The organism is Nonomuraea sp. NPDC048882 (assembly GCF_040649755.1).
Classification (GTDB): domain Bacteria; phylum Actinomycetota; class Actinomycetes; order Streptosporangiales; family Streptosporangiaceae; genus Nonomuraea; species Nonomuraea maheshkhaliensis.
Map to the genome: position 1 here is coordinate 351,862 of NZ_JBEZGB010000009.1, position 23,390 is coordinate 375,251.

General features: G+C 70.4%; 22 protein-coding genes. 18 read left to right on the forward strand and 4 right to left on the reverse strand.

What is annotated here, in order from left to right:
- Positions 1-90: 90 nt before the first annotated feature.
- The 3 genes from AB0C27_RS31545 to AB0C27_RS31555 form a co-directional block, all read right to left on the reverse strand.
- Positions 91-1,182, reverse strand: coding sequence for a cupin domain-containing protein (locus AB0C27_RS31545; protein WP_357851163.1), 1,092 nt, complete (start codon positions 1,180-1,182; stop codon positions 91-93).
- Between the two features lie 154 nt (positions 1,183-1,336).
- Positions 1,337-2,566: a DUF349 domain-containing protein gene (locus tag AB0C27_RS31550; RefSeq protein ID WP_357851165.1), complete on the reverse strand. Its 1,230-nt coding sequence runs from the start codon at positions 2,564-2,566 to the stop codon at positions 1,337-1,339.
- Between the two features lie 62 nt (positions 2,567-2,628).
- The gene (locus AB0C27_RS31555; RefSeq protein ID WP_357851168.1) at positions 2,629-3,498 is read right to left on the reverse strand and encodes a peptidylprolyl isomerase; all 870 of its coding nucleotides are present in this window, start codon (positions 3,496-3,498) and stop codon (positions 2,629-2,631) included.
- A gap of 138 nt (positions 3,499-3,636) precedes the next feature.
- On the opposite strand from AB0C27_RS31555, the gene AB0C27_RS31560 reads away from it, so the two are divergent.
- Genes AB0C27_RS31560 through aspS form a run of 3 tightly spaced genes read left to right on the forward strand, consistent with a single transcriptional unit; the run spans position 3,637 to position 7,377 of the window.
- Complete coding sequence (locus AB0C27_RS31560) at positions 3,637-4,317, forward strand: MBL fold metallo-hydrolase (protein WP_346108032.1); 681 nt, start codon at positions 3,637-3,639, stop codon at positions 4,315-4,317.
- The gene (hisS, locus tag AB0C27_RS31565) at positions 4,317-5,579 is read left to right on the forward strand and encodes a histidine--tRNA ligase (protein ID WP_357851172.1); all 1,263 of its coding nucleotides are present in this window, start codon (positions 4,317-4,319) and stop codon (positions 5,577-5,579) included. Before AB0C27_RS31560 ends, hisS begins: the two co-directional genes overlap by 1 nt.
- A gap of 55 nt (positions 5,580-5,634) precedes the next feature.
- Positions 5,635-7,377: an aspartate--tRNA ligase gene (gene aspS, locus AB0C27_RS31570; RefSeq protein ID WP_357851175.1), complete on the forward strand. Its 1,743-nt coding sequence runs from the start codon at positions 5,635-5,637 to the stop codon at positions 7,375-7,377.
- A gap of 137 nt (positions 7,378-7,514) precedes the next feature.
- Here aspS and AB0C27_RS31575 read toward each other — a convergent pair whose 3' ends face one another.
- A complete protein-coding gene (locus tag AB0C27_RS31575) occupies positions 7,515-8,435 on the reverse strand; it encodes a peptidylprolyl isomerase (RefSeq protein ID WP_357851179.1) in 921 nt (306 codons plus the stop codon).
- Between the two features lie 168 nt (positions 8,436-8,603).
- Between AB0C27_RS31575 and AB0C27_RS31580 the strand changes: the two genes are divergently transcribed.
- The 15 genes from AB0C27_RS31580 (at position 8,604) to AB0C27_RS31650 (ending at position 23,315) form a co-directional block, all read left to right on the forward strand.
- A complete protein-coding gene (locus tag AB0C27_RS31580; protein WP_357851182.1) occupies positions 8,604-9,083 on the forward strand; it encodes a DUF2231 domain-containing protein in 480 nt (159 codons plus the stop codon).
- Between the two features lie 78 nt (positions 9,084-9,161).
- Entirely contained in the window at positions 9,162-10,463 is a 1,302-nt protein-coding gene (locus AB0C27_RS31585) for a replication-associated recombination protein A (protein ID WP_357851186.1), read from the forward strand.
- 168 nt (positions 10,464-10,631) lie between these two features.
- Positions 10,632-11,507, forward strand: coding sequence for an oxygenase MpaB family protein (locus tag AB0C27_RS31590; protein WP_357851189.1), 876 nt, complete (start codon positions 10,632-10,634; stop codon positions 11,505-11,507).
- An 85-nt stretch (positions 11,508-11,592) separates the two neighbouring features.
- Positions 11,593-11,982 (forward strand): DUF948 domain-containing protein, encoded by a 390-nt coding sequence (locus tag AB0C27_RS31595; RefSeq protein ID WP_357851193.1) that lies wholly within the window; start codon positions 11,593-11,595, stop codon positions 11,980-11,982.
- On the forward strand, positions 11,979-12,209 hold the full coding sequence (locus AB0C27_RS31600; RefSeq protein WP_357851196.1) for a hypothetical protein: 231 nt from the start codon (positions 11,979-11,981) through the stop codon (positions 12,207-12,209). The genes AB0C27_RS31595 and AB0C27_RS31600 overlap by 4 nt, the downstream gene beginning before the upstream one ends.
- A gap of 22 nt (positions 12,210-12,231) precedes the next feature.
- On the forward strand, positions 12,232-14,904 hold the full coding sequence (gene alaS / locus AB0C27_RS31605) for an alanine--tRNA ligase (protein ID WP_357851199.1): 2,673 nt from the start codon (positions 12,232-12,234) through the stop codon (positions 14,902-14,904).
- A gap of 1 nt (position 14,905) precedes the next feature.
- Positions 14,906-15,385 carry a Holliday junction resolvase RuvX gene (gene ruvX / locus AB0C27_RS31610; RefSeq protein ID WP_346108050.1) on the forward strand — a complete coding sequence of 160 codons (480 nt, stop codon included), beginning with the start codon at positions 14,906-14,908 and terminating at the stop codon, positions 15,383-15,385.
- A 328-nt stretch (positions 15,386-15,713) separates the two neighbouring features.
- Complete coding sequence (mltG, locus tag AB0C27_RS31615) at positions 15,714-17,138, forward strand: endolytic transglycosylase MltG (RefSeq protein ID WP_357851202.1); 1,425 nt, start codon at positions 15,714-15,716, stop codon at positions 17,136-17,138.
- Between the two features lie 211 nt (positions 17,139-17,349).
- Positions 17,350-18,501: an endolytic transglycosylase MltG gene (gene mltG, locus AB0C27_RS31620; protein WP_357851205.1), complete on the forward strand. Its 1,152-nt coding sequence runs from the start codon at positions 17,350-17,352 to the stop codon at positions 18,499-18,501.
- Positions 18,502-18,722: 221 nt separating this feature from the next.
- Positions 18,723-19,580 carry a shikimate dehydrogenase gene (locus AB0C27_RS31625; protein ID WP_357851208.1) on the forward strand — a complete coding sequence of 286 codons (858 nt, stop codon included), beginning with the start codon at positions 18,723-18,725 and terminating at the stop codon, positions 19,578-19,580.
- 381 nt (positions 19,581-19,961) lie between these two features.
- Positions 19,962-20,549: a translation initiation factor IF-3 gene (gene infC, locus AB0C27_RS31630; protein WP_219912217.1), complete on the forward strand. Its 588-nt coding sequence runs from the start codon at positions 19,962-19,964 to the stop codon at positions 20,547-20,549.
- A 120-nt stretch (positions 20,550-20,669) separates the two neighbouring features.
- Positions 20,670-20,864: a 50S ribosomal protein L35 gene (gene rpmI / locus AB0C27_RS31635; protein WP_090761693.1), complete on the forward strand. Its 195-nt coding sequence runs from the start codon at positions 20,670-20,672 to the stop codon at positions 20,862-20,864.
- 24 nt (positions 20,865-20,888) lie between these two features.
- A complete protein-coding gene (gene rplT / locus AB0C27_RS31640) occupies positions 20,889-21,272 on the forward strand; it encodes a 50S ribosomal protein L20 (RefSeq protein WP_346108058.1) in 384 nt (127 codons plus the stop codon).
- Positions 21,273-21,369: 97 nt separating this feature from the next.
- Positions 21,370-22,173 (forward strand): RNA methyltransferase, encoded by an 804-nt coding sequence (locus AB0C27_RS31645; RefSeq protein WP_357851423.1) that lies wholly within the window; start codon positions 21,370-21,372, stop codon positions 22,171-22,173.
- Between the two features lie 50 nt (positions 22,174-22,223).
- On the forward strand, positions 22,224-23,315 hold the full coding sequence (locus tag AB0C27_RS31650) for an ATP-binding protein (RefSeq protein WP_357851211.1): 1,092 nt from the start codon (positions 22,224-22,226) through the stop codon (positions 23,313-23,315).
- Positions 23,316-23,390 lie beyond the last annotated feature (75 nt).

The following is a 23,390-nucleotide window of genomic DNA, read 5'->3' on the forward strand; positions in this document are numbered from 1 at the left end:
CGCGCGGCGGCGCTGAGAGCGTGTCAGGCGACGTTGAGAGCGCGTCAGGCCGCGCCAAGTAGCCGCCAAGAGCGCGGCCGGAGGCGAGGGTCAGCGTTGCCGCAGGTCCGGGAGGTTGACCACGATCGCCTCCTGGGTGCTGCGGGAGATCACCACCACCGCCTCCCGCGAGGGGTCGGGGTTCTCCTCGCGGTGAGGCACGTACGGCGGCACGAACACGTAGTCGCCGGGCCCTGCCTCGATCCGCACCTCCTCGTCGTCCTCCAGGAACACGAACGCCGGCCGCCCGCTGACCACGTAGATCGCCGTCTCCGACGCCCCGTGATGGTGGTCGGAGGAGCGGGTGGAGGGCGCGACGTGGGTCTGCCCCATCCACAGCCGCGACGACCCGGTGGTGGCGCCGCTCACGGCGGCCAGCCGGCGCATGCCGGAGCTCTGCGCCGTCTCTCCCGAGAGCTCTCCTGCGGCGACGTGACGCAGGCTCTGGTGGAAGGGGTCACCCTGGGACCGGTAACCCTCCCAGAGACGTCCTCCGGCCCGTTCGAGCACATCCGTGGCGACGGCGGTCAGCCGTACGGGATCGTCGTGAGCGGACAGCAGCGCGTCGGCCAGCACCGGGTCGTGCGCGCGCAGCTCGCGCAGCAGCCACTTGCCGCTGCCCTGCCACCTGCCGCCCACGCTCAGCGCCGCCCTGGCGGTGGCCTGCACGACCTCCCAACCGATGAACGCCAGCTCGCCGGGATCGCTCGCCCCGGCCAGGTCGTCGAGCAGGTCGGACAGCACGTAGCGGGCGCGGTCGGCCTGGCCGGGCTTCTGCCCGCCGGGACCGGCCGAGACGCGCTCGCCCAGCACGCTCTGGAGGTCGCTGGCCCGGCCGCCGGTCCTGTCGGTGAGCACGGCGCCCTCGGCGCAGATGCGCGCCAGAGTGGGCTGACGCGACTCGAAGCCCCGCTCGATGTAGGCGGCGAGGCTCGTCTCGCTGTGCGCGAACAGCTCGACCGGCCATCCGTGCCAGCGCAACGCCTCGCGGTAGGGGCGGTCGAGGCCGTCGAGCACCACCACGATGTCGAGATCGGAGGTGCTGGTGCGGCGCTCGGTGAGCACGCTGCCGCCGACGAAGGCGTACAGGGCGCCGGGGAACATCTCTTCGACGAGGGCGCGCGCGGCGGCGACGGGGTCCATGCCGCACAGCCTAGATCAGGAGCCGTCGCTCGCCGCCCGATTCGGCGACGGCCCCCGGAAGGCCCTATAAGGCCTGTGAACAGCGGGAAAGCGGAGAAAGGGCCGAGTGGTCCGGCGAGGGCGAGAGCAGGGAAGTGCGCCGCCCCGCGCCGGACTAACTGAACTCGGTGAGCGTGCGCTCGGCCTCCGCCAGCCACGAACGGCGGGCGGTCAGGGCCTCCTCGGCCTCCTTGACGTCCTTGGCGCGTCCTGCCGCCTGCGCCTTGGCCAGCCGCTTCTCCAGCTGCTCGATCGAGGTGCGCAGCTGGTCGACGGCGCTCTGGGCGCGGGCCCTGGCCTCGGGGTTGGAGCGCTTCCACTCCGCGTCCTCGGCCTTGCGCACGGCCTCGTCGACCTTGCGCAGCCCGCCCTCCAGCCGGTCGCGCTGCTCGCGCGGCACCGGCCCCGCCGCCTCCCAACGCTCCAGGATGTGCCGCAGCGCGGCCCTGGCGGTGCGTACGTCGGTGACCGGCAGGATCTTCTCCGCCTCGGCCAGCAGCACCTCCTTGACCTCGGCGTTGGCCGCCAGCGAGGCGTCACGCTCGGCGAAGACCGCGGAACGGGCCTGGAAGAACTGGTCCTGGGCGCCCTTGAAGCGGGCCCACAGCTCGTCCTCGGCCTCGCGCGAGGCCCGCCCCGCGTTCTTCCACTGCTGCATCAGGTCGCGGTAGACGGCGGCGGTCTGGCCCCAGTCGGTCGAGCCGGAGATGGCCTCGGCCTCGGCGACGATGCGCTCCTTGGCCGCCCGCACGCCCTCGCGCTGCTCGTCGAGCCCCGCGAAGTACTGCTTGCGCCGCTTGGCGAACGCCGTGCGCGCGGCCGACAGCCGCTTCCACAGCGCGGCCTCGGTGACACGGTCGATGCGGTCGGCGGCCTTCCACTCCTCGACGAGCTCGCGCAGCCGCTCGCCACCCGACTTCCAGTGGGTGGTCTCCTCCGCGATGCGCTCGGCCTCGGCGACGATGCGCTCCTTGATCGCCCTGGCCTCCACCCGCGCCTGCTCGCGAGCGGCCTTGACCTCCTCGCGGCGTTGGGCGACCAGCTCCGTCAGGCCGTCGAGCCTGGCCGTCAGCGCCGCCAGGTCGCCGATGGCGTGCGCGTCGGCGACGGCCTCGCGCAGCTTGGCGATGCTGGCCTCGGCCTGGGCCGGAGCCAGGTCGGTGCCCCTGACGCGCTGCTCGAGGAGCTGCACCTGGCCGGCCAGCTCGTCGTACTTGCGATGGAAGTAGGCCAGTGCCTCTTCAGGTTCACCGGCCTGCCAGGAGCCGACGGCCCGCTCTCCCTCAGCCGTACGCACGTAGACGGTGCCGTCGTCGTCTACCCGGCCCCACGGGTCGGTGCTCACCGTGTCCTCCCGCACTATCCATCAGACCCTTCGGGACTACTTCGTCCCTAGTTTGTATTACGTCAGCTCTTGCCGGCGATTGTCACGTCTTTGATTTCGACGGTTTGCTTCGGTGCTCCGGTCCCATCTCCCATGTCGGCGATGACGCCTGCTTTGTTCACCTTGTCCAGGATGTCGAGCCCCTTGGTGATCGTACCCACCGGCGTGTAATCCGGGGTGAGCCCGATGTCGCCGTAAACGAGGAAGAACTGGCTGCCCGTGCTGCCCGGCGCGGAGGTCTTGGCCATGGCCATCACCCCGCGCTTGTACTGGGCGCCGGTCAGGTTCTCCTCGGCCATGACGTAGCCGGGGCCGCCGGAGCCGTCCTGGCTCTTGCCGTCGGCCTTGGCGCTCGGGTCGCCGCACTGCAGCATGGGGAACTTGTCGCTGCCGAGCCGGTGGCACTTGCTGCCGTCGTAGTACTTCTTCTTCGCCAGGAACTCCAGCGAGTTGGTCGCGCACGGAGCCTTGGCGTTGTTCAGCTCGACCACGATGTCGCCCAGGTTCGTCTTGAACGTCATCTTCTTCGTGGCGGGCTCGGTCTTGACCTTCGCCGGCGGCATGCCGACGTCCTTGACCTGACCGCCCCCCGCGTCCTTGACGTAGTCGCACGTGCCCGTCGCCGCGTCGTACGGCTTGGGCCCCGTCGGCGCCGACGCCGCGGCGGTGTCGGCGGGCGTGGCCGAGGGCGAGGCGGCCGCCTCCGTGCCCGTGTCGCCACCGCCCAGCAGCGCGACCGCGGCCACGATGCCGCCGACCACGATCACCACGCCCACGGTGGAGCCGATGATCGCCGTGCGCTTGGCCTTCTGCTCGCGCTCGATGCGGCGTTGCATCTGCCGCTCGTAGTGCTCGCGCGCCAGCTGCTTCTGCCGGTCCTTCCCCGTGGCCACCGCTTTGCCTCCCATAGTCAATCAACTGAGGTGGGCGAATCGTATCGGCCAACGGGTAATGATTCGCAGCCCGGCGACCCGCACCGGTACCCTTCGGTTACATTCCCATTGGCTTTTCGACGAGATCACCTGAGGCAGATGCTCATCGCAGGCTTCCCCGCAGGGGCCTTCCAGACCAATTGTTACGTCGTCGCGCCCGCCGCCGGCGAGGAGTGCGTGATCGTCGACCCGGGCCAGGACGCGACGGAAGGCGTCGAGGAGCTGCTGCGCGAGCACCGGCTCAAGCCCGTCGCGGTCCTGCTCACCCACGGTCATCTCGACCACGTCTGGTCCGTGGCCCCCGTGTGCGGCGCGCGCGACGTGCCCGCGTGGATCCACCCCGACGACCGCCATCTGCTGAGCGATCCCGCCGCCGGCTGGTCGGAGACCAGCGCGTCGCTGTTCGGCGGGCTGACGCTGAGCGAGCCCGACGACGTGCGCGAGCTGTCCGACGGCGCCGTGCTGCCGCTCGCGGGGCTGGAGCTCGTGGTCGACCACACCCCGGGCCATACCAGGGGGTCGGTGAGCTTCCGGCTGCCCGATGACGAGATCATGTTCTCGGGCGACCTGCTGTTCGCCGGCTCCATCGGCCGCACCGATCTTCCCGGCGGCGACTATCCGACGATTCTGCGCAGCCTGGCTGCCAAGTGTCTGCCGCTGCCTGACGATACGGTCGTCCTGCCGGGCCACGGACCACAGACCACGATCGGCCGCGAGCGCGCGACCAACGCCTACCTCAAGGAAGCAGCGCCGCACGCCGGTCCCACACGAGGGATCTAATGAGCTTCCAAGCACCGAAGGGCACCTTCGACTGGCTGCCACCCCGCTCCGAGCGGGTGCTCGCCGTACGCGAGGCGCTGGCCGCGCCGCTGCGCCGGGCGGGCTACGGCTACATCGAGACGCCCGTCTTCGAGGAAACCCAGCTGTTCGCCAGGGGCGTAGGCGAGTCCACGGACATCGTCTCCAAGGAGATGTACACCTTCCCCGACAAGGCGGGCCGCTCCCTGACGCTGCGTCCCGAGGGCACCGCCTCGGTCGTGCGCGCCGTGCTCCAGCACAACCTGCACACCGGCCAGCTCCCGGTGAAGCTGTGGTATTCCGGCAGCCAGTTCCGCTACGAGCGTGCCCAGCGCGGCCGCTACCGGCACTTCTGGCAGGTCGGGGCCGAGGCGCTCGGCTCGGAGGACCCGGCGCTCGACGCCGAGCTGATCGTGCTGGGCGTGCGCGGCTTCGCCTCGCTCGGGCTGAAGAACGTCACGCTCCTGCTCAACTCGCTCGGCGACAAGAACTGCCGGCCCGCCTACCGCGCCGCCCTGCAGGACTTCCTGCGCGGGCTCGACCTCGACGAGGAGACCCGCGCCCGGATCGAGATCAACCCGTTGCGGGTGCTCGACGACAACCGGCCGGAGGTGCGGGCGCAGCTCGAAGGGGCGCCCCTGGTCGTCGACCACCTGTGCGACGACTGCCGGGCCTACCACGAGGAGGTCCGCGCCCTGCTGACCGCCTCCGGCGTCGCGTTCGTGGACGATCCGCGGCTGGTGCGCGGGCTCGACTACTACACGCGCACCACGTTCGAGTTCGTCCACGACGGGCTGGGCTCGCAGTCCGCGGTGGGCGGCGGGGGCCGCTACGACGGCCTCAGCGAGATGCTCGACGGGCCGGCGCTGCCCAGCGTCGGCTGGGCGCTCGGCGTCGACCGCACGTTCCTGGCCATGGAGGCCGAGGGGCTGCTCGGCGACGACACCACGCACAGGCGCGTGCAGGTGTACGGTGTCCCGCTGGGTGACGACGCCCGCCGCCGCATGTTCCTGCTCGTGGACGAGCTTCGCGAGGCGGGCCTCAGCGCCGACATGGCCTTCGGCGGCAAGGGGCTCAAGGGCGCGATGAAGGGCGCCGGCCGCTCGGGCGCCGGGTTCGCGCTGATCCTGGGCGAGCGTGACCTCGCGGCCGAGGCCGTGCAAGTGAAGGACCTGGCCACCGCCGAGCAGACCGAGGTGCCGCTGGCCAAGGTCGTCGACGTCTTGAAGGGGAAGGTGCAGTGACCGGCGAGCCAGGGCCGCTGCCGCCCCTCTCCTCTCCGCAAGAAGGGAAAGTGCAGTGATCCGCACGCATACCGCCGGGTCGCTCCGCGAGGAGCACGCCGGGCAGCAGGTGACGCTCGCAGGATGGGTGGCGCGCCGCCGTGACCACGGCGGCGTCGTCTTCATCGACCTGCGCGACGCCTCGGGCTCGGCGCAGGTGGTCTTCCGCGAGGAGGACCACGCCCACGACCTGCGCGCCGAATACTGCGTGCAGGTCGTCGGCCAGGTCAGGGTGCGCCCCGAGGGCAACGAGAACCCCGACCTGCCCACCGGCGCCATCGAGGTCGTGGCCGACCGGGTCGAGGTGCTGAGCGAGTCCGCGCCGCTGCCGTTCCCGATCGAGGGCAACGTCGGGGTGTCGGAGGAGGCCAGGCTCAAATACCGTTACCTCGACATCCGCCGCCAGCAGGTGGCCAACGCCATGCGCACCCGTTCCAAGGCCACCTACCTGGCCAACGAGGTGATGCACGAGCTCGGCTTCGTCTACGTCGAGACGCCCACGCTGACCCGCTCCACGCCCGAGGGCGCGCGCGACTTCCTGGTGCCGGTGCGGTTGCAGCCCGGCAACTGGTACGCGCTGCCGCAGTCGCCGCAGCTGTTCAAGCAGCTGCTCCAGGTGGCCGGTCTTGAGCGCTACTACCAGCTCGCCAAGTGCTACCGCGACGAGGACCTGCGGGCCGACCGTCAGCCGGAGTTCACCCAGATCGACGTCGAGATGTCGTTCGTGGACCAGGAAGACGTCATCGAGGTCGGCGAGAAGCTGATCAGCCGGCTGTGGCGGGAGATCGCCGGCTACGAGCTGCCGCTGCCGCTGCCGCGCATGACGTACGCCGACGCCATGGCCCGCTACGGCTCCGACAAGCCCGACCTGCGCTTCGGCCAGGAGCTGGTCGAGATGACCGACTACTTCGCCGGCACCACGTTCCGCGTCTTCCAGGCCGACTACGTGGGCGCGGTGGTCATGCCTGGCGGCGCCTCGCAGACCCGCAAGGAGCTCGACGGCTGGCAGGAGTGGGCCCGCTCGCGCGGCGCCAAGGGCCTGGCCTACGTGCTCGTGCAGGACGACGGCACGCTCGGCGGCCCGGTCGCCAAGAACCTGTCGGAGGCGGAGCTGTCCGGGCTGGCCGAGAAGGTCGGCGCGAAGCCGGGCGACGCGATCTTCTTCGCCGCCGGGGCCAGGTCCGCCTCGCGCGACCTGCTCGGCGCGGCCCGTCTGGAGATCGGGCGGCGCTGCGACCTCATCGACGAGTCGCAGTGGTCGTTCCTGTGGGTCGTCGACGCGCCCATGTTCGAGGAGGACGGCGAGGGCGGCTGGACGGCCGTGCACCACCCGTTCACCGGGCCGAAGCCGGAGTGGGCCGACAACTTCCAGGACCACCCGGGCGAGGCCCTCGCCTACGCCTACGACATGGTCTGCAACGGCATGGAGATCGGCGGCGGCTCCATCCGTATCCACCGGGCCGAGATGCAGCAGCGCGTGTTCGACGTGCTCGGCATCTCCAAGGAGGAGGCGGAGAGCAAGTTCGGCTTCCTGCTGGAGGCGTTCAAGTACGGCCCGCCCCCGCACGGAGGCATCGCCTACGGCTGGGACCGGATCTGCATGCTGCTGTCCGGCGGCGACTCGATCCGCGACGTGATCGCGTTCCCGAAGACGGCCTCGGGCTTCGACCCGCTGACCTCCGCGCCCACGCCGATCACGGCGGTCCAGCGCAAGGAGGCCGGGGTGGACGCCCAGCCCAAGGCCGACGCGCCCGCCTGACGCCGGTGACACAGAAGCGGCAGGCGCCGGCGCCTGCCGCTCTTCTGAGTCTTCTGAGCAAGCGCCGGGCACCCCGCGCCCGACAACGAAAAGCGGCAGGCACCCCTTCCGGGGGCCTGCCGCTTTTCGCGCGTCCGCTACTTGAGGATGACGCGCTTGATGATCAGCGGGTTCTTCGGCGCGGTCGAGCCGCCGTCGCCCGTGACGTCGTCGGGGTTGACGATCACGCCTTCCTCGGCGATCTTGTCGATGAGCTCCAGGCCGGACTTCACCATGCCGAGGACCGAGTAGGCCGGCTCGATCTGGGAGTTCTCGTCCGACAGCGAGATGGCGAACTGGCTGCTGTTCTGCCCGGCGGCGTCCGCCGGCTGCGTCAGGAAGACCACGCCCCTGGTGTAGGGGACGACCCCCACGGCCTCGTCACCGAAGACGTACCCGGCGTTGCCCTGGCCGTCGGTCGGGTTCTTGCCGTCCGCCTTGGCCTGCGGGTCACCGCACTGCAGCAGGAACACGCCCGACGTCTCCGGCTTGGCCAGCCGGTGGCACTTGGTGTTCTCGTAGAAGCGCTTCTTCGCCAGGAACGCCATCGAGTTGACCGAGCACGGCGAGATGTTGGGGTCCACCTCGATCACGATGTCGCCGCGGTTGGTGCGGACCGTCATCGTCGTGAGCTTCAGGTTCGGCCGCTTGCCCGGCATGCCCACGTACTTGTGCGGCACCGAGGTGTCCCGCTTGTACGTGCACGTGATGTCGCTCGCCTTCTTCGGCGGCGTGGTGGTCGGCAGCTGGGTCGGCCCGGCGGAGGGGGAGGCCGGGGCGGAGGGCGAGGCCGAGGCCGAGGTCTGTGCCCCGGCGGCCGTCGCGCCGTCCTTGTTGACCAGGGTGGTCGCCGCGAAGATGCCGCCGGCGACCACGACAACGGCCACCGCCGCGCCGATGAAGGTGTTCCGCCTTGCCTTGGCGGTCTGCGCGGCAGCGCGCTGGGCCTGCCGTTCCTTGTGCTCCCGCGCCAGCTCTTTCTGGCGGTCCTCTTCGTTCTGGCGGTCGTCGCCGCTCACCGCTATGTCCTCTCGTCTTTGCCAACGGATGACCAAACAACTCCGCGCATGCTACCGGCCTCCGATATGTGACGGATGTAAGTGACCAAAGCCGCATGTGCGACTGCTGTGGTCGCGAACCATATGGTGTCGGCATTCGTAGTTGAAATGAGAACTAAGGAGCCCCCCATGTTCGACGAGATCCTGGGCCTGCCGGCTCATCCGCTGATCATCCACTTCGCCGTCGTCCTGACCCCGTTGCTCGCCGTCGCCGCGGTCGCGTACGCGCTCGTACCGCGCTGGCGCGTTCCCACGGCGTGGGCGGTGGTGCTGCTCTCGCTGGCCGCGCCCGCGGCGGTCGCCGCGGCCAGGCACAGCGGCGAGAGCCTCAAGGCGGCCAGATTCGGCTCGGCGGAGGGCGAGATGGCCGCCCGCATCTCCGCCCACCAGAGCTTCGCCAACCCGCTGCTGCTGTCGGTGCTCGGCCTGGGCGTCGCCGCGCTGCTGCTCGTGTACGCCACCCGCCCGGCCCGCGACTCCGTCGGCGGCGACCGCTTCGGCCGCTCCGTCACGCTGCTCCTGTCGGCGCTGACCGTGGTGCTGGCCGCGGTGGCCGGCTGGTTCGTCTTCCAGGCCGGCGACTCCGGCGCCAGGGCCGTCTGGTCGTAGCCCCGGCGCCGTCCGGTCGTAGCCCGAGAGCCGTCCAGTGTGGCCCGGAGGGCCTGTTTCACCGTGTAATCTCGCGTTGTGGATAGCCTGTTCGACTCGGCGGCTGAGGAGGCCACCCCGCAGCCCCTCGCGGTGCGGATGCGCCCGCGCACGCTCGACGAGGTGATCGGCCAGCGGCACCTGCTCGGTTCCGGCACCCCGCTGCGGCGCCTGGTCGAGAGCGAGGCGCCCATGTCGTTGTTCCTGTGGGGTCCCCCCGGCACCGGCAAGACCACGCTCGCCTACGTGGTCTCCAACGTCACCGAGCGCCGCTTCGTCGAGGTCTCCGCCGTCTCGGCGGGCGTCAAGGACGTGCGCGCCGCCATCGACAACGCCCGCCGCGAGCTGGGCATGAGCGGCCGCCAGACCGTGCTGTTCGTCGACGAGGTGCACCGCTTCAACAAGGCCCAGCAGGACGCCCTGCTGCCCGCCGTGGAAAACCGCTGGGTCACCTTCATCGGCGCCACCACGGAAAACCCGTTCTTCTCGGTCATCTCCCCGCTGCTGTCCCGCTCGCTGCTGCTCACGCTGGAGTCGCTGTCGGAGGACGACGTGCGCGCCGTGCTCAGGCGCGCCGTGGCCGACCCGCGCGGCCTCGGCGGGCGCGCCACGCTCGCCGACGAGGCCCTGGAGCATCTCGTACGCCTGGCCGGCGGCGACGCGCGCAGGTCGCTGACCTACCTGGAGGCAGCGGCGCTGCTGGCCGACGACATCACCGTCGAGGTGGTGGAGAAGGCCGTCGACAAGGCCGCCGTACGCTACGACCGGCAGGGCGACCAGCACTACGACGTGATCAGCGCGTTCATCAAGTCCATGCGCGGATCCGACGCCGACGCCGCGCTCCACTACCTGGCCCGCATGATCGAGGCGGGCGAGGACCCGCGCTTCATCGCCCGCCGCATCGTCATCTTCGCCTCCGAGGACGTCGGCCTGGCCGACCCCACCTGCCTGCAGACCGCCGTCGCCGCCGCCCAGGCCGTGCAGCTGATCGGGCTGCCCGAGGGGCAGATCAACCTGGCCCACGCGGTCATCCACTGCGCGACCGCGCCCAAGTCCAACGCCGTGGTCAAGGCCATCGGGGCGGCCATCGGCGACGTGCGCAAGGGGCTGATCGGGCAGGTGCCCGGCCATCTGCGCGACGCCCACTACTCCGGGGCGGCCAAGCTCGGCCACGGCGAGGGCTACCGCTACCCGCACGACTTCGACCACGGGCTCGTCCGCCAGGAATACGCGCCGGAGCAGGTGCGGGATCGGCGCTACTACGAGCCGACCCGGCACGGGGCCGAGGCGCCGGTCGCCGAACGCTGGGCCAAGATCCGCGACTTCCTCCGGGGCTCGTGAGCGGAAGGCGCCGGAGGGGCTGAGCGGGCGGACGACGCCGGCGTTCGTACAGGCACGGCGACCGCGGCTTTCGTGAGGGCACGGCGAGGAGCCGGTCGGCGGAGAGACGTCCGCCGGCGAATCGTGTGCGGGCGTACTAACTTGCCGATCTTGGGGCATCACCATCGTGTGAAGGCGACCGTTACCCCCGGCGGCGGCCTCTTCGGCCCCCAGTCGATCACCTGGCGCGTCCACACCGAGACCCCGGCCTGGCCCGCCGCCCTGCGCGCCTTCCAGCTCCAGGCCCTGCACCCCCGCACGATCCGCGGTCTCGCCCAGAACTGCCTCCTCGACGACCCCGAGGTGGCCCACGCCCGGCTGCGGCACCACCTCGGCCTCCTCGCCGTACGCACGTTCGGCACCCGCGAGCAGGCCGAGCACGCCTACGAGCGGGTCCGCCGGGTGCACGCCCGTCTCGTCGGCCTCGACCCCGACACCGGCACCCTGTTCCGCCTGGACGAGCAGGAGAACCTGGCCTGGGCCCACTGCGCCGAGGTCTCCTCCCACCTGGAGCTGGCCCGCCGCTCCGGCGTGCGGCTCTCCGCGGCCGATCGGGACGCGTACGTGGCCGAGCAGCGGCACACCGCCCTGCTCGCCGGGCTCGCCGACGCGCCCGGCGACACGGCCGAGCTGGAGGCCCGCATCGAAGAGACACGCCCGCTCCTGGCCGCCACCGAGGAGGCCCGCCAGGCCGTGCGCCGCAGCGTCAACCCGCCGCTGTCGCTCAAGCTCGCCTTACGGACTCCGGCCCTCGCGCTCGGCTCGCTGCCCGCCGCCGGCGCGCTGGCCTTCGCCACGCTGCCCGGCTGGGCCCGGCGGATGTACGGCTGCCACGGCGGCCCGGTGGCGGATCACGCGGCCGGATACGCCGCCGGCATGGCGCTCAAAGCCTTGCGGGCAGCCGCGCTGGCGCTGCCGGAACGCCTGGTGGCGCCCGAGATCAGGGCCGCCCGCGGCCTCATGCGCGCGGTCACGGAAGCGTCAGGGGCCGACGTGGCTGCCTGATCGCGGAGGGCTTCCGCACTAACGTTGTCACCCGAACGCGATAGGGTCTTGCCGTTCCGGCCCAGCGTACGAGGGAGATGCGCGGATGCTTACCGCTGGAGAGGTCGCCGGGCTGATCGCCGCCACGGGCTGGATCGTCCTGGTCTGCGTCATGGTCATGGTGCTCGTCAAGCTCGCCAGGCTGCTCAAGGAGACCACCAAGGCGGTCTCCGACCTGAACAACCGCCTCGCGCCGCTGCTCGACGACATGAGCGTCACGGTCAACGAGACCAACAGGCAGCTCATCGCGGTCGAGGCCATCACCAAGGACGTGCAACAGGTCAGCGGGCACGCCGCAAAACTCAGCGCGGTGACCCAGACCATCTTCACCGGGCCGCTGATCAAGGTCTCCTCGATCGGCTACGGCGTGCGCCGCGCCATCGAGGCCCGCCGCCGGCCCGGCTCGCGAGCCCGTGCCGCAGGGCGTTCGCGATGATCAGGCGGCTGTTCTACCTGTCGCTCGGCGCGTTCCTCGCGTTCTGGGTGATGCGCAGGCTGCAGGCGCTGCGCCCCGACCACGTCGCCCGCAGGACGGCCGACAACGCCGCGGGCATGCTCCGGCAGGTGAGAGACTTTACTAGCGACGCACTCGGCGAGGCCGCGGAGCGCGAAACCCGGTTGCGGGCCCGCTTCGGGCTCGACAACGCTGAAGACAACAACTGACTCAAAGTAAAGGATGGCCACCATGGAGTCGGCAGAGATCGCCCGCCGCTTCCTGCGCTTCTTCGAGGAGCGTGGGCACAAGGTCGTGCCCTCGGCCAGCCTGATCGCTGAGGACCCGACGCTTCTCCTGGTCAACGCGGGTATGGTGCCGTTCAAGCCGTACTTCCTGGGGCAGCGCAAGCCTCCGGCGCCACGGCTGGCCACCGCGCAGAAGTGCGTGCGCACCCCCGACATCGACGAGGTGGGCAAGACCACCCGGCACGCGACGTTCTTCCAGATGCTCGGCAACTTCTCCGTCGGCGACTACTTCAAGGCGGAAGTGATCCCGTTCGCGTGGGAGCTGCTGACGAAGTCCGAGTCCGACGGCGGCTTCGGCTTCCCGGAAGACAAGCTGTGGGCGACGGTCTACCTGGAGGACGACGAGGCCTTCGACCTCTGGCGTAACAAGGTCGGCCTGCCCGAGCACCGCATCCAGCGCCGCGGCCTGGAGGACAACTACTGGCACATGGGCGTGCCAGGACCCGGCGGCCCCTGCTCGGAGATCTACTACGACCGCGGCCCCGAATACGGCAAGGAGGGCGGGCCCGTCGCCGACGAGGACCGCTACCTCGAAGTCTGGAACCTGGTGTTCATGCAGTACCAGCTGAGCCAGGTCCGCTCCAAGGTCGACTTCGACGTCTCCGGCGAGCTGCCGAGTAAGAACATCGACACCGGCATGGGCCTGGAGCGCATGGCGGCGATCCTGCAGGGCGTCGACAACATCTACGAGATCGACACCACCTACAAGATCCTCGACCGGGCGGCCGAGCTCACCAAGACGCGCTACGGCCGCGACGCACGTTCCGACGTCAGCCTGCGCGTCATCGCCGACCACGTGCGCACCGGCACCATGCTGGTCGCCGACGGCGTCATGCCCGGCAACGAGGGCCGCGGCTACGTGCTGCGCCGCATCCTGCGCCGCTCGATCCGCAACCTGCGCCTGCTCGGCTCGGGCGACCAGCGCTACATGCACGAGCTGACCGACGTGGCGATCAACGTCATGGGCGAGCAGTATCCCGAGCTCAAGGTCGACGCGCCGCAGATCCACGCGGTCGTCGACGCCGAGGAGGCGAGCTTCCTCGGCACGCTCCGCACCGGCACCGCGATCTTCGACGTGGCCGTCGAGGAGACCAAGCGCAAGTCCGGCAAGTCGATCAGCGGCGACCAGGCGTTCCAGCTGCACGACACCTACGGCTTCCCGATCGACCTGACCCTGGAGATGGCGGCCGAGCACGGGCTCAAGGTCGACGAAGAGGGCTTCCGCCGCCTCATGAAGGAGCAGCGGCAGCGCGCCAAGGCCGACGCGGCGGCGAAGAAGACCGGCAACGCCGACATCTCCGTCTTCGGGCAACTGCTGGAGGCGGGCGGCAAGGTCGAGTTCCTCGGCTACGACCACAACCAGGCCGACACCAGCGTGGTCGGCATTCTCGTGGACGGCGTTTCCGTCCCTACGGCGAGCGAGGGCGACACGGTCGAGGTCGTGCTCCAGCGCACCCCGTTCTACGCCGAGGGCGGCGGTCAGCTCGCCGACCAGGGCGTGATCCGCACCAGCGGGGCCGAGGTCGAGATCACCGACGTGCAGACGCCGCTGGCCGGGCTCGTCGTGCACCGCGGCAAGGTCCGCAGCGGCGAGCTCAAGGTCGGCGACGAGGCGCAGGCGAAGATCGACCTGGAGCGCCGCCGCGCGATCTCGCGCAGCCACAGCGCCACCCACCTCGTCCACCGCGGCTTCAAGAACGCGCTCGGCGAGACGGCGGCGCAGGCCGGCTCGGAGAACTCGCCCGGCCGCTTCCGCTTCGACTTCACCGCGGCGGGCGCGGTCCCGCCCAGCGTGCTGCGTGACGTCGAGGACGAGGTCAACGCCGTGCTCATCAACGACCTCAAGGTCAACGCCTTCTACACCTCGCAGGCGGAGGCCAGGGCGATGGGCGCGCTGGCGATGTTCGGCGAGAAGTACGGCGACGAGGTCCGCGTGGTCGAGATCGGCGACTACTCGCGCGAGCTGTGCGGCGGCACCCACGTCCACAGCTCCGGCCAGCTCGGCCTGGTCAAGGTGCTGGGCGAGCAGTCCGTCGGCGCGGGCGTGCGCCGCGTCGAGGCGCTCGTCGGCATCGACGCCTTCCGCTTCCTGGCCCGCGAGAGCGTGCTGGTCGCGCAGCTCACCGAGCAGCTCAAGGCGCGCAGGGAAGAGCTGCCCGAGCGCATCGACGGCATCGTCACCCGGCTGCGCGCGGCGGAGAAGGAGCTGGAGAAGGTCCGCTCGGCCCAGGTGCTCCAGGTCGCCGGCGACCTGACCGCCCAGGCTCGTGACCTGCACGGCGTCTCCGTCGTGACACACCGCGCGCCTGATGGCACCGGCGCCGATGACCTGCGTAAGCTCGCGCTTGATGTGCGTGGCAGGTTCCCGGCCGACAGGCCGGCGGTCGTCGTGATCGCCGGTGCCCCCTCCGACCGGCCGGTGGTGGTTGCCACGGTCAACGAGGCGGGGCGCGAGCGGGGGCTCAAGGCCGGACAGCTGGTCGGCGTCGCCGCCAAGGCTCTTGGGGGTGGCGGTGGCGGCAAGGACGATGTCGCGCAAGGCGGCGGCACGCGACCGGAGGCGATCGGCGACGCGCTGCGCCTGGTCGAAGAGGCGATTTCTGGGCAGCTCGGCTGACATGAGGTTCGGTGCACGGATCGGCGTGGACGTCGGCTCCGTACGTATCGGCGTGGCCCGCAGTGACCCTTCGGGGATGCTGGCCACGCCGGTGGAGACTGTCAGACGAGGCAAGGGCGACCTCGCCCGCATCGCGGCGATCGTCGCGGAGCACGAGGCGATCGAGGTCGTGGTGGGGTTGCCCACCTCGCTGTCGGGGCGCGAAGGACAGGCGGCCGGGCTCGCCCGCGAGTTCGCCGCCAAGCTCGCGGCCCGGCTGGCGCCCACGCCCGTGCGGCTGTTCGACGAGCGGCTGACCACGGTCGCGGCGCAGCAGGGCCTGCGGGCCAGCGGCGTACGCGCCAAGAAGCAGCGCGGCGTCGTCGATCAGGCGGCGGCCGTGGTGCTGCTGCAAGATGCGCTCGACTCCGAGCGCGCCACGGAAAGACCACCAGGCAGGCCCGTCGAACCGCCATCCGCGGCCGACGGACCTGCTTCATGAACGGCCGCGCTCCGGCTCTTCGGCCTGCCACGATTCACCCGTCCGCCCGGCTGCTCGTCCGCTCATGGTGTGGGCACGCCGGGCCGCGGCCTGCCCCTTTGAGGGGGGACCGCGGCTTTTGTGTGGCGCTTCATCCGTCCTCGGTCGCAGGCCATCGTCGCCTGCTCGCGGGTGGTTCCTCGCCCGGGACAGCGGCTGGGTTCGCGTCCGGGGTTATGGGGTTCTTGCCGGGAGGATGTGATCCTGGCCGGTCTTCGGCGCGTACTACAGGTGTGCCCGAGGTGTCGGATGCAGGTCTGGGAACGACGGTCGCCGGTGAGGTGATCGCGTGAACAGGACGCCTGAGAACGAGGACGACGCCGACGACGTGATCCCGTTCCAGCCCGCGCAGAGCCCGGCCGAAGAGCCGGAACCGCGGGCGGAGCAGGAGGACACCGAGCACCGCGCCGGACAGGACGACCCCGAACACCGGGTCGCGCAGGACGATCCCGAGCTTCGGACCGGGCAGAGCGGTAGCGGTCCTGAGCCCTCCGTCGGGCTGGACGGTCCCGAGCCTGGGGCGGGCCCGGACGGTTCCGAGTGCCGGGCGGGGCAAGGTCGCCCCGGGTCCGCTGCCGGGTTGGACAGTCCTGAGCCTGGGGTTGAGCGGGATGGTTCCGGGACCGCCGTCGGGCGGGACGAGCCTGGCCCTGGGGCTGAGGACGAGGTGCCGGCCGGGCGAGGGCAGGCGATGCGGAAGGTGGGGCTGCTGTCCGCCGGGCTGCTGGCGGGCGTGCTGGCCGTCGGGCTCGGCGCGATCGTGATGCTCAAGCCGTACCTCAGCCCCGACGACTTCGAGGGGACGGGCGGCGGCGCCGTGACGGTGCGCATCCCGCCCGGCTCCAGCGCGGCGGACATCGGCTCGGCGCTGGCCGACGCCGGGGTGGTGGCGAGCGTGCAGTCGTTCGTGAACGTGACGGAGGACCGCGCGATGAGCGACCGGTTGCGGCCCGGCCACTACCGGCTGCGCAAGGGCATGGCGGCGACGGCGGCGCTCGACCTGCTCCTCGCGCCCGCGTCCAGGATCGTGCGGCGGGTGACCGTGCCCGAGGGCATGCGGGTGTCGGAGGTGCTGACCCGCGTGGCCAAGCTGTCCGGGCTGCCGCTGGAGGAGCTGCGCGGCGTGGACAAGGACCTCGTCGGGCTTCCCGAGTACGCCAACGGGCTCGAAGGCTTCCTGTTCCCCGCCACGTACGAGATCGAGCCCGGCGACACGGCCGTGGACGTGCTGGCCGCGATGGCCGACCGGTTCGCCGCCGCGGCCAGGCACGTGGGCCTGGAGGAGCAGGCGGCGAAGGTGAACCTCACCCCGCTGCAGGTCGTCACGGTGGCCAGCATGATCCAGGCGGAGGGCGGGACGGACGAGGATTACCCGAAGATCTCCCGGGTGATCTACAACCGGCTCCAGAAGGGCACCCCGCTGGAGATCGACAGCACCGTGCTCTACGCCCAGAACCGACGGACACTGAAAGTCACGGAGAGTGACACCAAGGTGAACTCTCCCTACAACACGTACCGCCACAAGGGACTGCCGCCGGGGCCCATCGCCAATCCGGGCGAGAAGGCGCTGATGGCAGCCCTGAACCCTGCCGAAGGTGATTGGCACTGGTTTGTCACGACGGATCCGGGCCATAGAATCACCAAATTCACCAACAAAGAGAGCGAGTTCGTGAGATACCGGGAAGAGTTGAACAAGAACCTCGGGACGAGCTGATGTTCGCCAGGGCCGCCGCTCTCTCTGCGCAAAAGCCCCAAAACGGGGCATGCGCCCTCTTTCCGTCCCTTAGCATGGCTACCCAGAGTGATCTCCGCCGTCCGTGGCAGCACGTGCGGCGGGTCCCCCAGTTTCGCTCGGTGACTCCAGCCGGTTGGGCAGTTCCGCTTGACGCCCGGCAGGCAGTACCGGGAGATTGGCCAGCGCACCTATGAACGATCTCGATCTGAACACTCTGCTCGGCCCCGAGGACGACGAAGGTTCCGGCCGGCGCGGAGGGCGCGGCGCCGCCAGACGCGGCCGCAGGCGCCGCCGTCGCCGCAATCGGGGCGGCTTCGTCGCGCCGCTGCTCGCCTTCATCGTCCTGGCGGGCATCATCGGCGGCGGAGGCTACTACGGCTACCTGTGGCTCAGCGACGCCCTCGTGCCCGACGACTACACCGGTCAGGGCAGCGGCGAGGTCGTCATCGAGATCAAGAGCGGCCAGAGCGCGTCAGAAGTGGCCACGGAGCTGGAGCGGCAGGGGGTCGTCGCCAGCGCCAGGGCGTTCACCAACGCCATCGCCAACGCCGGGATGAGCGACAAGCTGCAACCGGGCGAGTACAAGATGGCCAAGAAGATGTCCGCGGCCGCCGCGGTCCAGCGCCTCGGCGCGGACAACCGGCTGCTCGCCAAGGTGACGATCAAGGAGGGGCTGCGGCTGTCCGACACCCTCTCCACCCTCGCGAAGGAGACCGGCAAGCCGGTCAAGGATTTCACCGCCGCGGCGAAGAACACCAAGGACCTGGACCTGCCGTCGTACGCGAAGGGCAGGCTCGAAGGGTACGCCTTCCCGGCCACGTACGAGTTCCAGCCCAAGACCACGCCGAAGCAGATGCTGACCGCGATGGTCGACCGGTTCAACCAGACGGCCGAGCAGATGGACATCGAGGGCGGCGCCAAGGCCCTCGGCCGCACGCCGCACGAGATCGTCGTCATCGCCAGCATCGTGCAGGCCGAAGCGGGCCGGCAGGAGGACATGGCGAAGATCGCGCGCGTCATCTACAACCGGCTTGAGCTCAACCCGCCGATGAAGCTGCAGATGGACAGCACGGTGATGTACGCGCTCAAGAAGTACCGCACCACCGCCACCTTCGCCGAGACGAAGATCAAGCACCCGTACAACACGTACGCGAACCTGGGCCTGCCGCCGGGAGCCATCACCAACCCCGGCGACCACGCCATCGAGGCGGCGCTCAACCCGGCCAAGGGCACGTGGCGCTACTTCGTCGCCACCGACCCCAAGAGCAGCGTCACCAAGTTCGCCACCACGGAGGCGGAGTTCAACGAGCTGCTCGCGGAGTTCAAGCGCAACGGCGGCTGACCGAGCGCGGCGGAGGCCGACACAGCCGAACGGTGGCCGGCCCGCACGCATGGTCGCTCACCGAAGCCCGCTGAAGCCCGCCGAAGCCGGCTGAAGCTTCTCGCCACGGCCGCCCGGACCACTCCGGGCGGCCGTGCGCGTTTCCCGTGCCGCTCCTGGGCCGCGTTGATGGTCCCGTGCCGCGTTGACGGTAGGGTCGTGCTGGTCGGAAGGAGTGGGGGATGCGGGCTGCGGTGATGGGTTCGCCCATCGGCCATTCGCTCTCGCCGTACCTGCACCGGGCCGCCTATCAGGCGATGGGGCTCGGCGGGTGGAGCTACGAGGCGTTCGAGTGCGACGAGGCGCGGCTGCCCGAGCTGCTGGCCGGGCTCGGGCCCGTACGCGGCCAGGCGGGCGCCGGCGACGACGTCTGGGCCGGGCTGTCATTGACGATGCCGCTCAAGCGGGCCGTGCTGCCCCTGCTCGACACCGTCTCGGAGACGGCCGTCGAGGTGGGCGGGGCCAACACCGTGATCTTCCAGGACGGGCGGCGCCACGGCGACAACACCGACGTCTACGGCATCGAGCGGGCCCTGGCCGAGGCGGGGGTGCCCGCGCCACGGTCGGCGACCGTGCTGGGCGGCGGGGCCACGGCGGCCTCGACGCTGGCGGCGCTGCGCAACCTCGGGCTCCACTCCGCGACCCTGCTGGTGCGCGACCCCGCGCGGGCGGGGGAGACGGCGGCGGTGGCCGAGCGGCTGGGTGTGGCGCTGGCGGTGGAGACGTTCGACAAGCTCGACGCGCGCACACACGTGGACCTGGTGGTCTCCACGCTGCCTGGCGGCGCGGCCGACGTCTTCGCCGACCGGCTGGCGCGCGTACCCGCGCTGTTCGACGTCGTCTACTCGCCGTGGCCGACCGGCGCGGCGGCGGCGGTCCAGGCGGCGGGCGGCACCGTGATCGGCGGCTTCGAGATGCTGCTGCACCAGGCGGTGCGGCAGGTGCGGCTGATGACGGGCATCACGGACGTGCCGGTCGAGGCGATGCGCGCCGCGGGGGAGTCCGAGATCCTCCGCCGCACGGCCGCACAGGCGCACTGAACCGGCCGCCCCGAGCCACGCACCGCCCTGCACCGGACATGTCGAGCCCGGCGCAGGGCGCTGGATGCCGGACGCTGTGCGCCGGGCATCGGGGATGCGCCGGCGGGATGAATCGAGAACGTTTCGTCGTTGTGGTAATGTAGCTCTCTGATCGGTCCGGCATGCCTTGCTGGACGCGCAAGCGGAGGTCTCCCTCCCACCTGAGTCACCGCGAGGTGGCCGGGTCCAGGATCACGCCGGACTACTCCGGGGAGCTCAAGGCCACGAAGCCACAGAGCTCAGTGGCCCCGCATGCGCGACGTGCGGGGCTTTTCGCGTTCTGCGAGCGCGTTGAGCTCCCGTCACGACGAGCACGTAGGGATCGCAAACCTAGGAGGCCCCATCAGCACTGAGCCCCGCATCAACGAGCGTATCCGAGTTCCCGAGGTTCGCCTCGTGGGCCCGAACGGCGAGCAGGTCGGCATCGTCTCCATTCATGACGCGCTGAAGCTCGCCCAGGAGGCCGACCTCGACCTTGTCGAGGTCGCGGCCACGGCTCGACCGCCCGTGTGCAAGCTCATGGACTACGGCAAGTTCAAGTACGAGTCCGCGATGAAGGCGCGCGAGGCGCGCAAGAATCAGGCGCACACGATCATCAAGGAGATCAAGCTCCGGCCGAAGATCGACCCGCACGACTACGAGACCAAGAAGGGTCACGTGGTGCGGTTCCTCAAGGCGGGAGACAAGGTCAAAGTCACGATCATGTTCCGCGGACGCGAGCAGTCCCGCCCGGAGCTCGGCTTCCGGCTGCTGCAGCGGCTGGCGGACGACGTTCAGGAGCTGGGATTCGTCGAGTCCCACGCCAAGCAGGACGGCCGTAACATGATCATGGTGATCGGTCCGCACAAGAAGAAGGCCGAGGCGAAGGCGGAAAAGGCCGCAGCCAAGGCACAGCGTGGCGGCGAGGAGCCTTCCCCACCGGAAGAGTGACCCGCAGTTGGGGTTAGCCTTACAGCACCCCAGCAGCCACCGGCAGACGAAGACGCCACGACCGGGCCGGCCAGCACCGGCCCGGCCACCGGCACGACCGAAACGAGGAGAGACGGCGACATGCCGAAGATGAAGACGCACAGCGGTGCGAAGAAGCGGTTCCGGGTCACCGGCACCGGCAAGATCAAGCGTCGCCGTGCCAACCGCGCGCACTACAACGAGTGGAAGTCGTCCACGCTGACGCGCCGTCTCAAGAACGAGGTCGTCCTTTCCGACGCCGACTCCAAGAAGATCAAGAAGCTGCTCGCCAAGTAGCGCGAACCCCCGGGGAGATACAACATGGCACGCGTGAAGCGGGCGCTCAACGCCAAGAAGAAGCGCAAGGTCGTCCTCGATAGGGCGAGCGGTTACCGTGGCCAGCGGTCACGGCTGTACCGCAAGGCCAAGGAGCAGATGCTCCACTCGATGACGTACGCCTACCGGGACCGCAAGGACCGCAAGGGCACCTTCCGTCGTCTGTGGATCCAGCGCATCAACGCCGCGGCTCGACAGAACGGCATGACCTACAACCGCCTGATCCAGGGTCTGCGTCTGGCGAACATCGAGGTCGACCGTAAGATCCTCGCTGACCTCGCGGTCAACGACAGCCAGACCTTCGCCACGCTCGTCGAAGCCGCCAAGAAGGCCCTTCCGGCCAACGTGAACGCTCCGGCCGCGAGCTGAGGCAATTGTTCTGAGGGGCCCACCGATGACGGTGGGCCCTTTGTTGTTCAAGGGCTGTCATCCGTACGGCCGTTGCTCGCACGACTGGGGGATGTGGATGGGCGGGTCCGAGCTGACCAACGTGAGGTCGCCGCGGGTGAAGGCCGCCAGGCGGCTCACCAAGCGGGCCTTCAGGGAGCAGGACAGGAAGTTCCTGGCCGAGGGGCCGCAGGCGGTCCGCGAGGCGCTCAAGCTCGACGGCGTGACGCTGGAGCTGTTCAGCACGGCGGAGGCGGAGCTGCGTCACCCCGAACTCATCACCCAGGCCACGCTGCAGGGCGTACCCGTGCACCGGGCCAGCGGCGAGGTCATGTCGGAGCTGTCCCAGACCGTGACGCCGCAGGGGCTGGTGGCCGTCTGCGGGCTCGTGCACGTGCCGCTGGAGCGCGCACTGAGCGGGCAGCCGCGGCTGGTCGCGGTGCTCGCGCACGTGCGTGACCCGGGCAACGCCGGGACCGTCATGCGGGCGGCCGACGCGGCGGGGGCCGACGCGGTGGTGCTCACCGACGCCTCCGTGGATCCGTACAACGGCAAGTGCGTGCGCGCCAGCGCCGGTAGCCTGTTCCATCTTCCCGTCACCATCGGTGCACCGGTCGGCGCCGCCGTGCGTCAACTAAGGGAGCGGGGCCTGCGCGTGCTGGCGGCCGACGGCGCGGGCAAGCACACGCTCGACGATGTCGATCTCGCGGGACCCACCGCGTGGATCTTCGGCAACGAGGCATGGGGACTACCGGAGGAGATACTCGCCGAGGCGGACGATGTGGTCAGAGTGCCCATCTACGGACAGGCTGAAAGTCTCAACCTGGCCACCGCGGCGGCGGTGTGCCTTTACTCCTCCGCCAGGGCGCAGCGAGTGCCCTAGGTGGCTGGAAACCCGCTATTGTCGGCGTTGTAGGCGGAGGAGGCGAGGTCGTGCACGGCGCAGACACCGACGGGCGAGTTGTGGCCGCCGCGTGCACGATAGCCATCGACGATCTTCCTGACGGCCTCATCGTGACCGACCGATATGGGTGCGTGCGGGCCGTCAACCGGGCCGCCTCCCGGCTCACCGGCGTCGCCATGGAGCGCGCGGTCGGCCGGCACATGAACGACGTGTTCCCCTTCCGCGACCATGACGGGCGTGACTGGTGGAAGGCGCTCGACCCCGAAGGCGGCCTGCGCATCAGGACGCGGGTGCCCGAGCGTCCGCTGCACCTGCCCGGCGGGCAGGAGCTCTACGTCGCCGCGAGGCTCGTCCGCGAGCCGGAGCGCGGCGGCGAGGTCGACCGGGTGGCGATCACCCTGCGCGACGGCGGCGCCCGCGCGCGGCTGGAGCGCAGCCGGGCCGACCTGGTCTCCACCGTGGCCCATGAGCTGCGCTCGCCGCTGACCAGCGTCAAGGGGTTCACCGCGACGCTGCTGGCCAAGTGGACCCGGTTCACCGACGAGCAGAAGCGCGTCATGCTGGAGACCGTCAACAACGACGCCGACCGCGTCACCCGGCTCATCACCGAGCTGCTCGACGTCTCGCGGATCGAGTCGGGGCGGCTGGAGGTGCGCCGACAGGTCGTCGATCTGCCCGCCAGGGCGCGCCGGCTCATCGCGGGCCGGGTGGCGGCGGGCGACAGCGAAAACCGCTACCGGCTCGTCGTGGGCGAGCACCTGCCCGAGATGTGGCTCGACCAGGACAAGATCGACCAGATCCTGGGTAACCTGGTGGAAAACGCGGTGCGCCACGGACGCGGCACCGTCACCATAGAGATCGAGTCCGTCGAATGGGGAGTTGCCGTGTCGGTGCGCGACGAGGGCGAGGGCGTCGAGCCCGAGCTGGCTCCGCGCGTCTTCAGGCAGTTCTGGCGGGGCGGCAACAGCCGCCGCCGCGGTGGCACCGGGCTCGGGCTCTTCATCGTCAAGGGCCTGGTCGAAGCACACGGCGGCACGATCATCGTGCAGCGGGCGCCCGAGGGCGGGGCGGAGTTCCGATTTACCCTGCCCACCGGCACCCCCGACTTCGCCGCCGTCTGAGGCGGAATTCGGGCCCGGTGGGCGGCTCCCACTAGACTCATTTCCGCTCAAGCCCTGGATACGGAGCTCACTCTT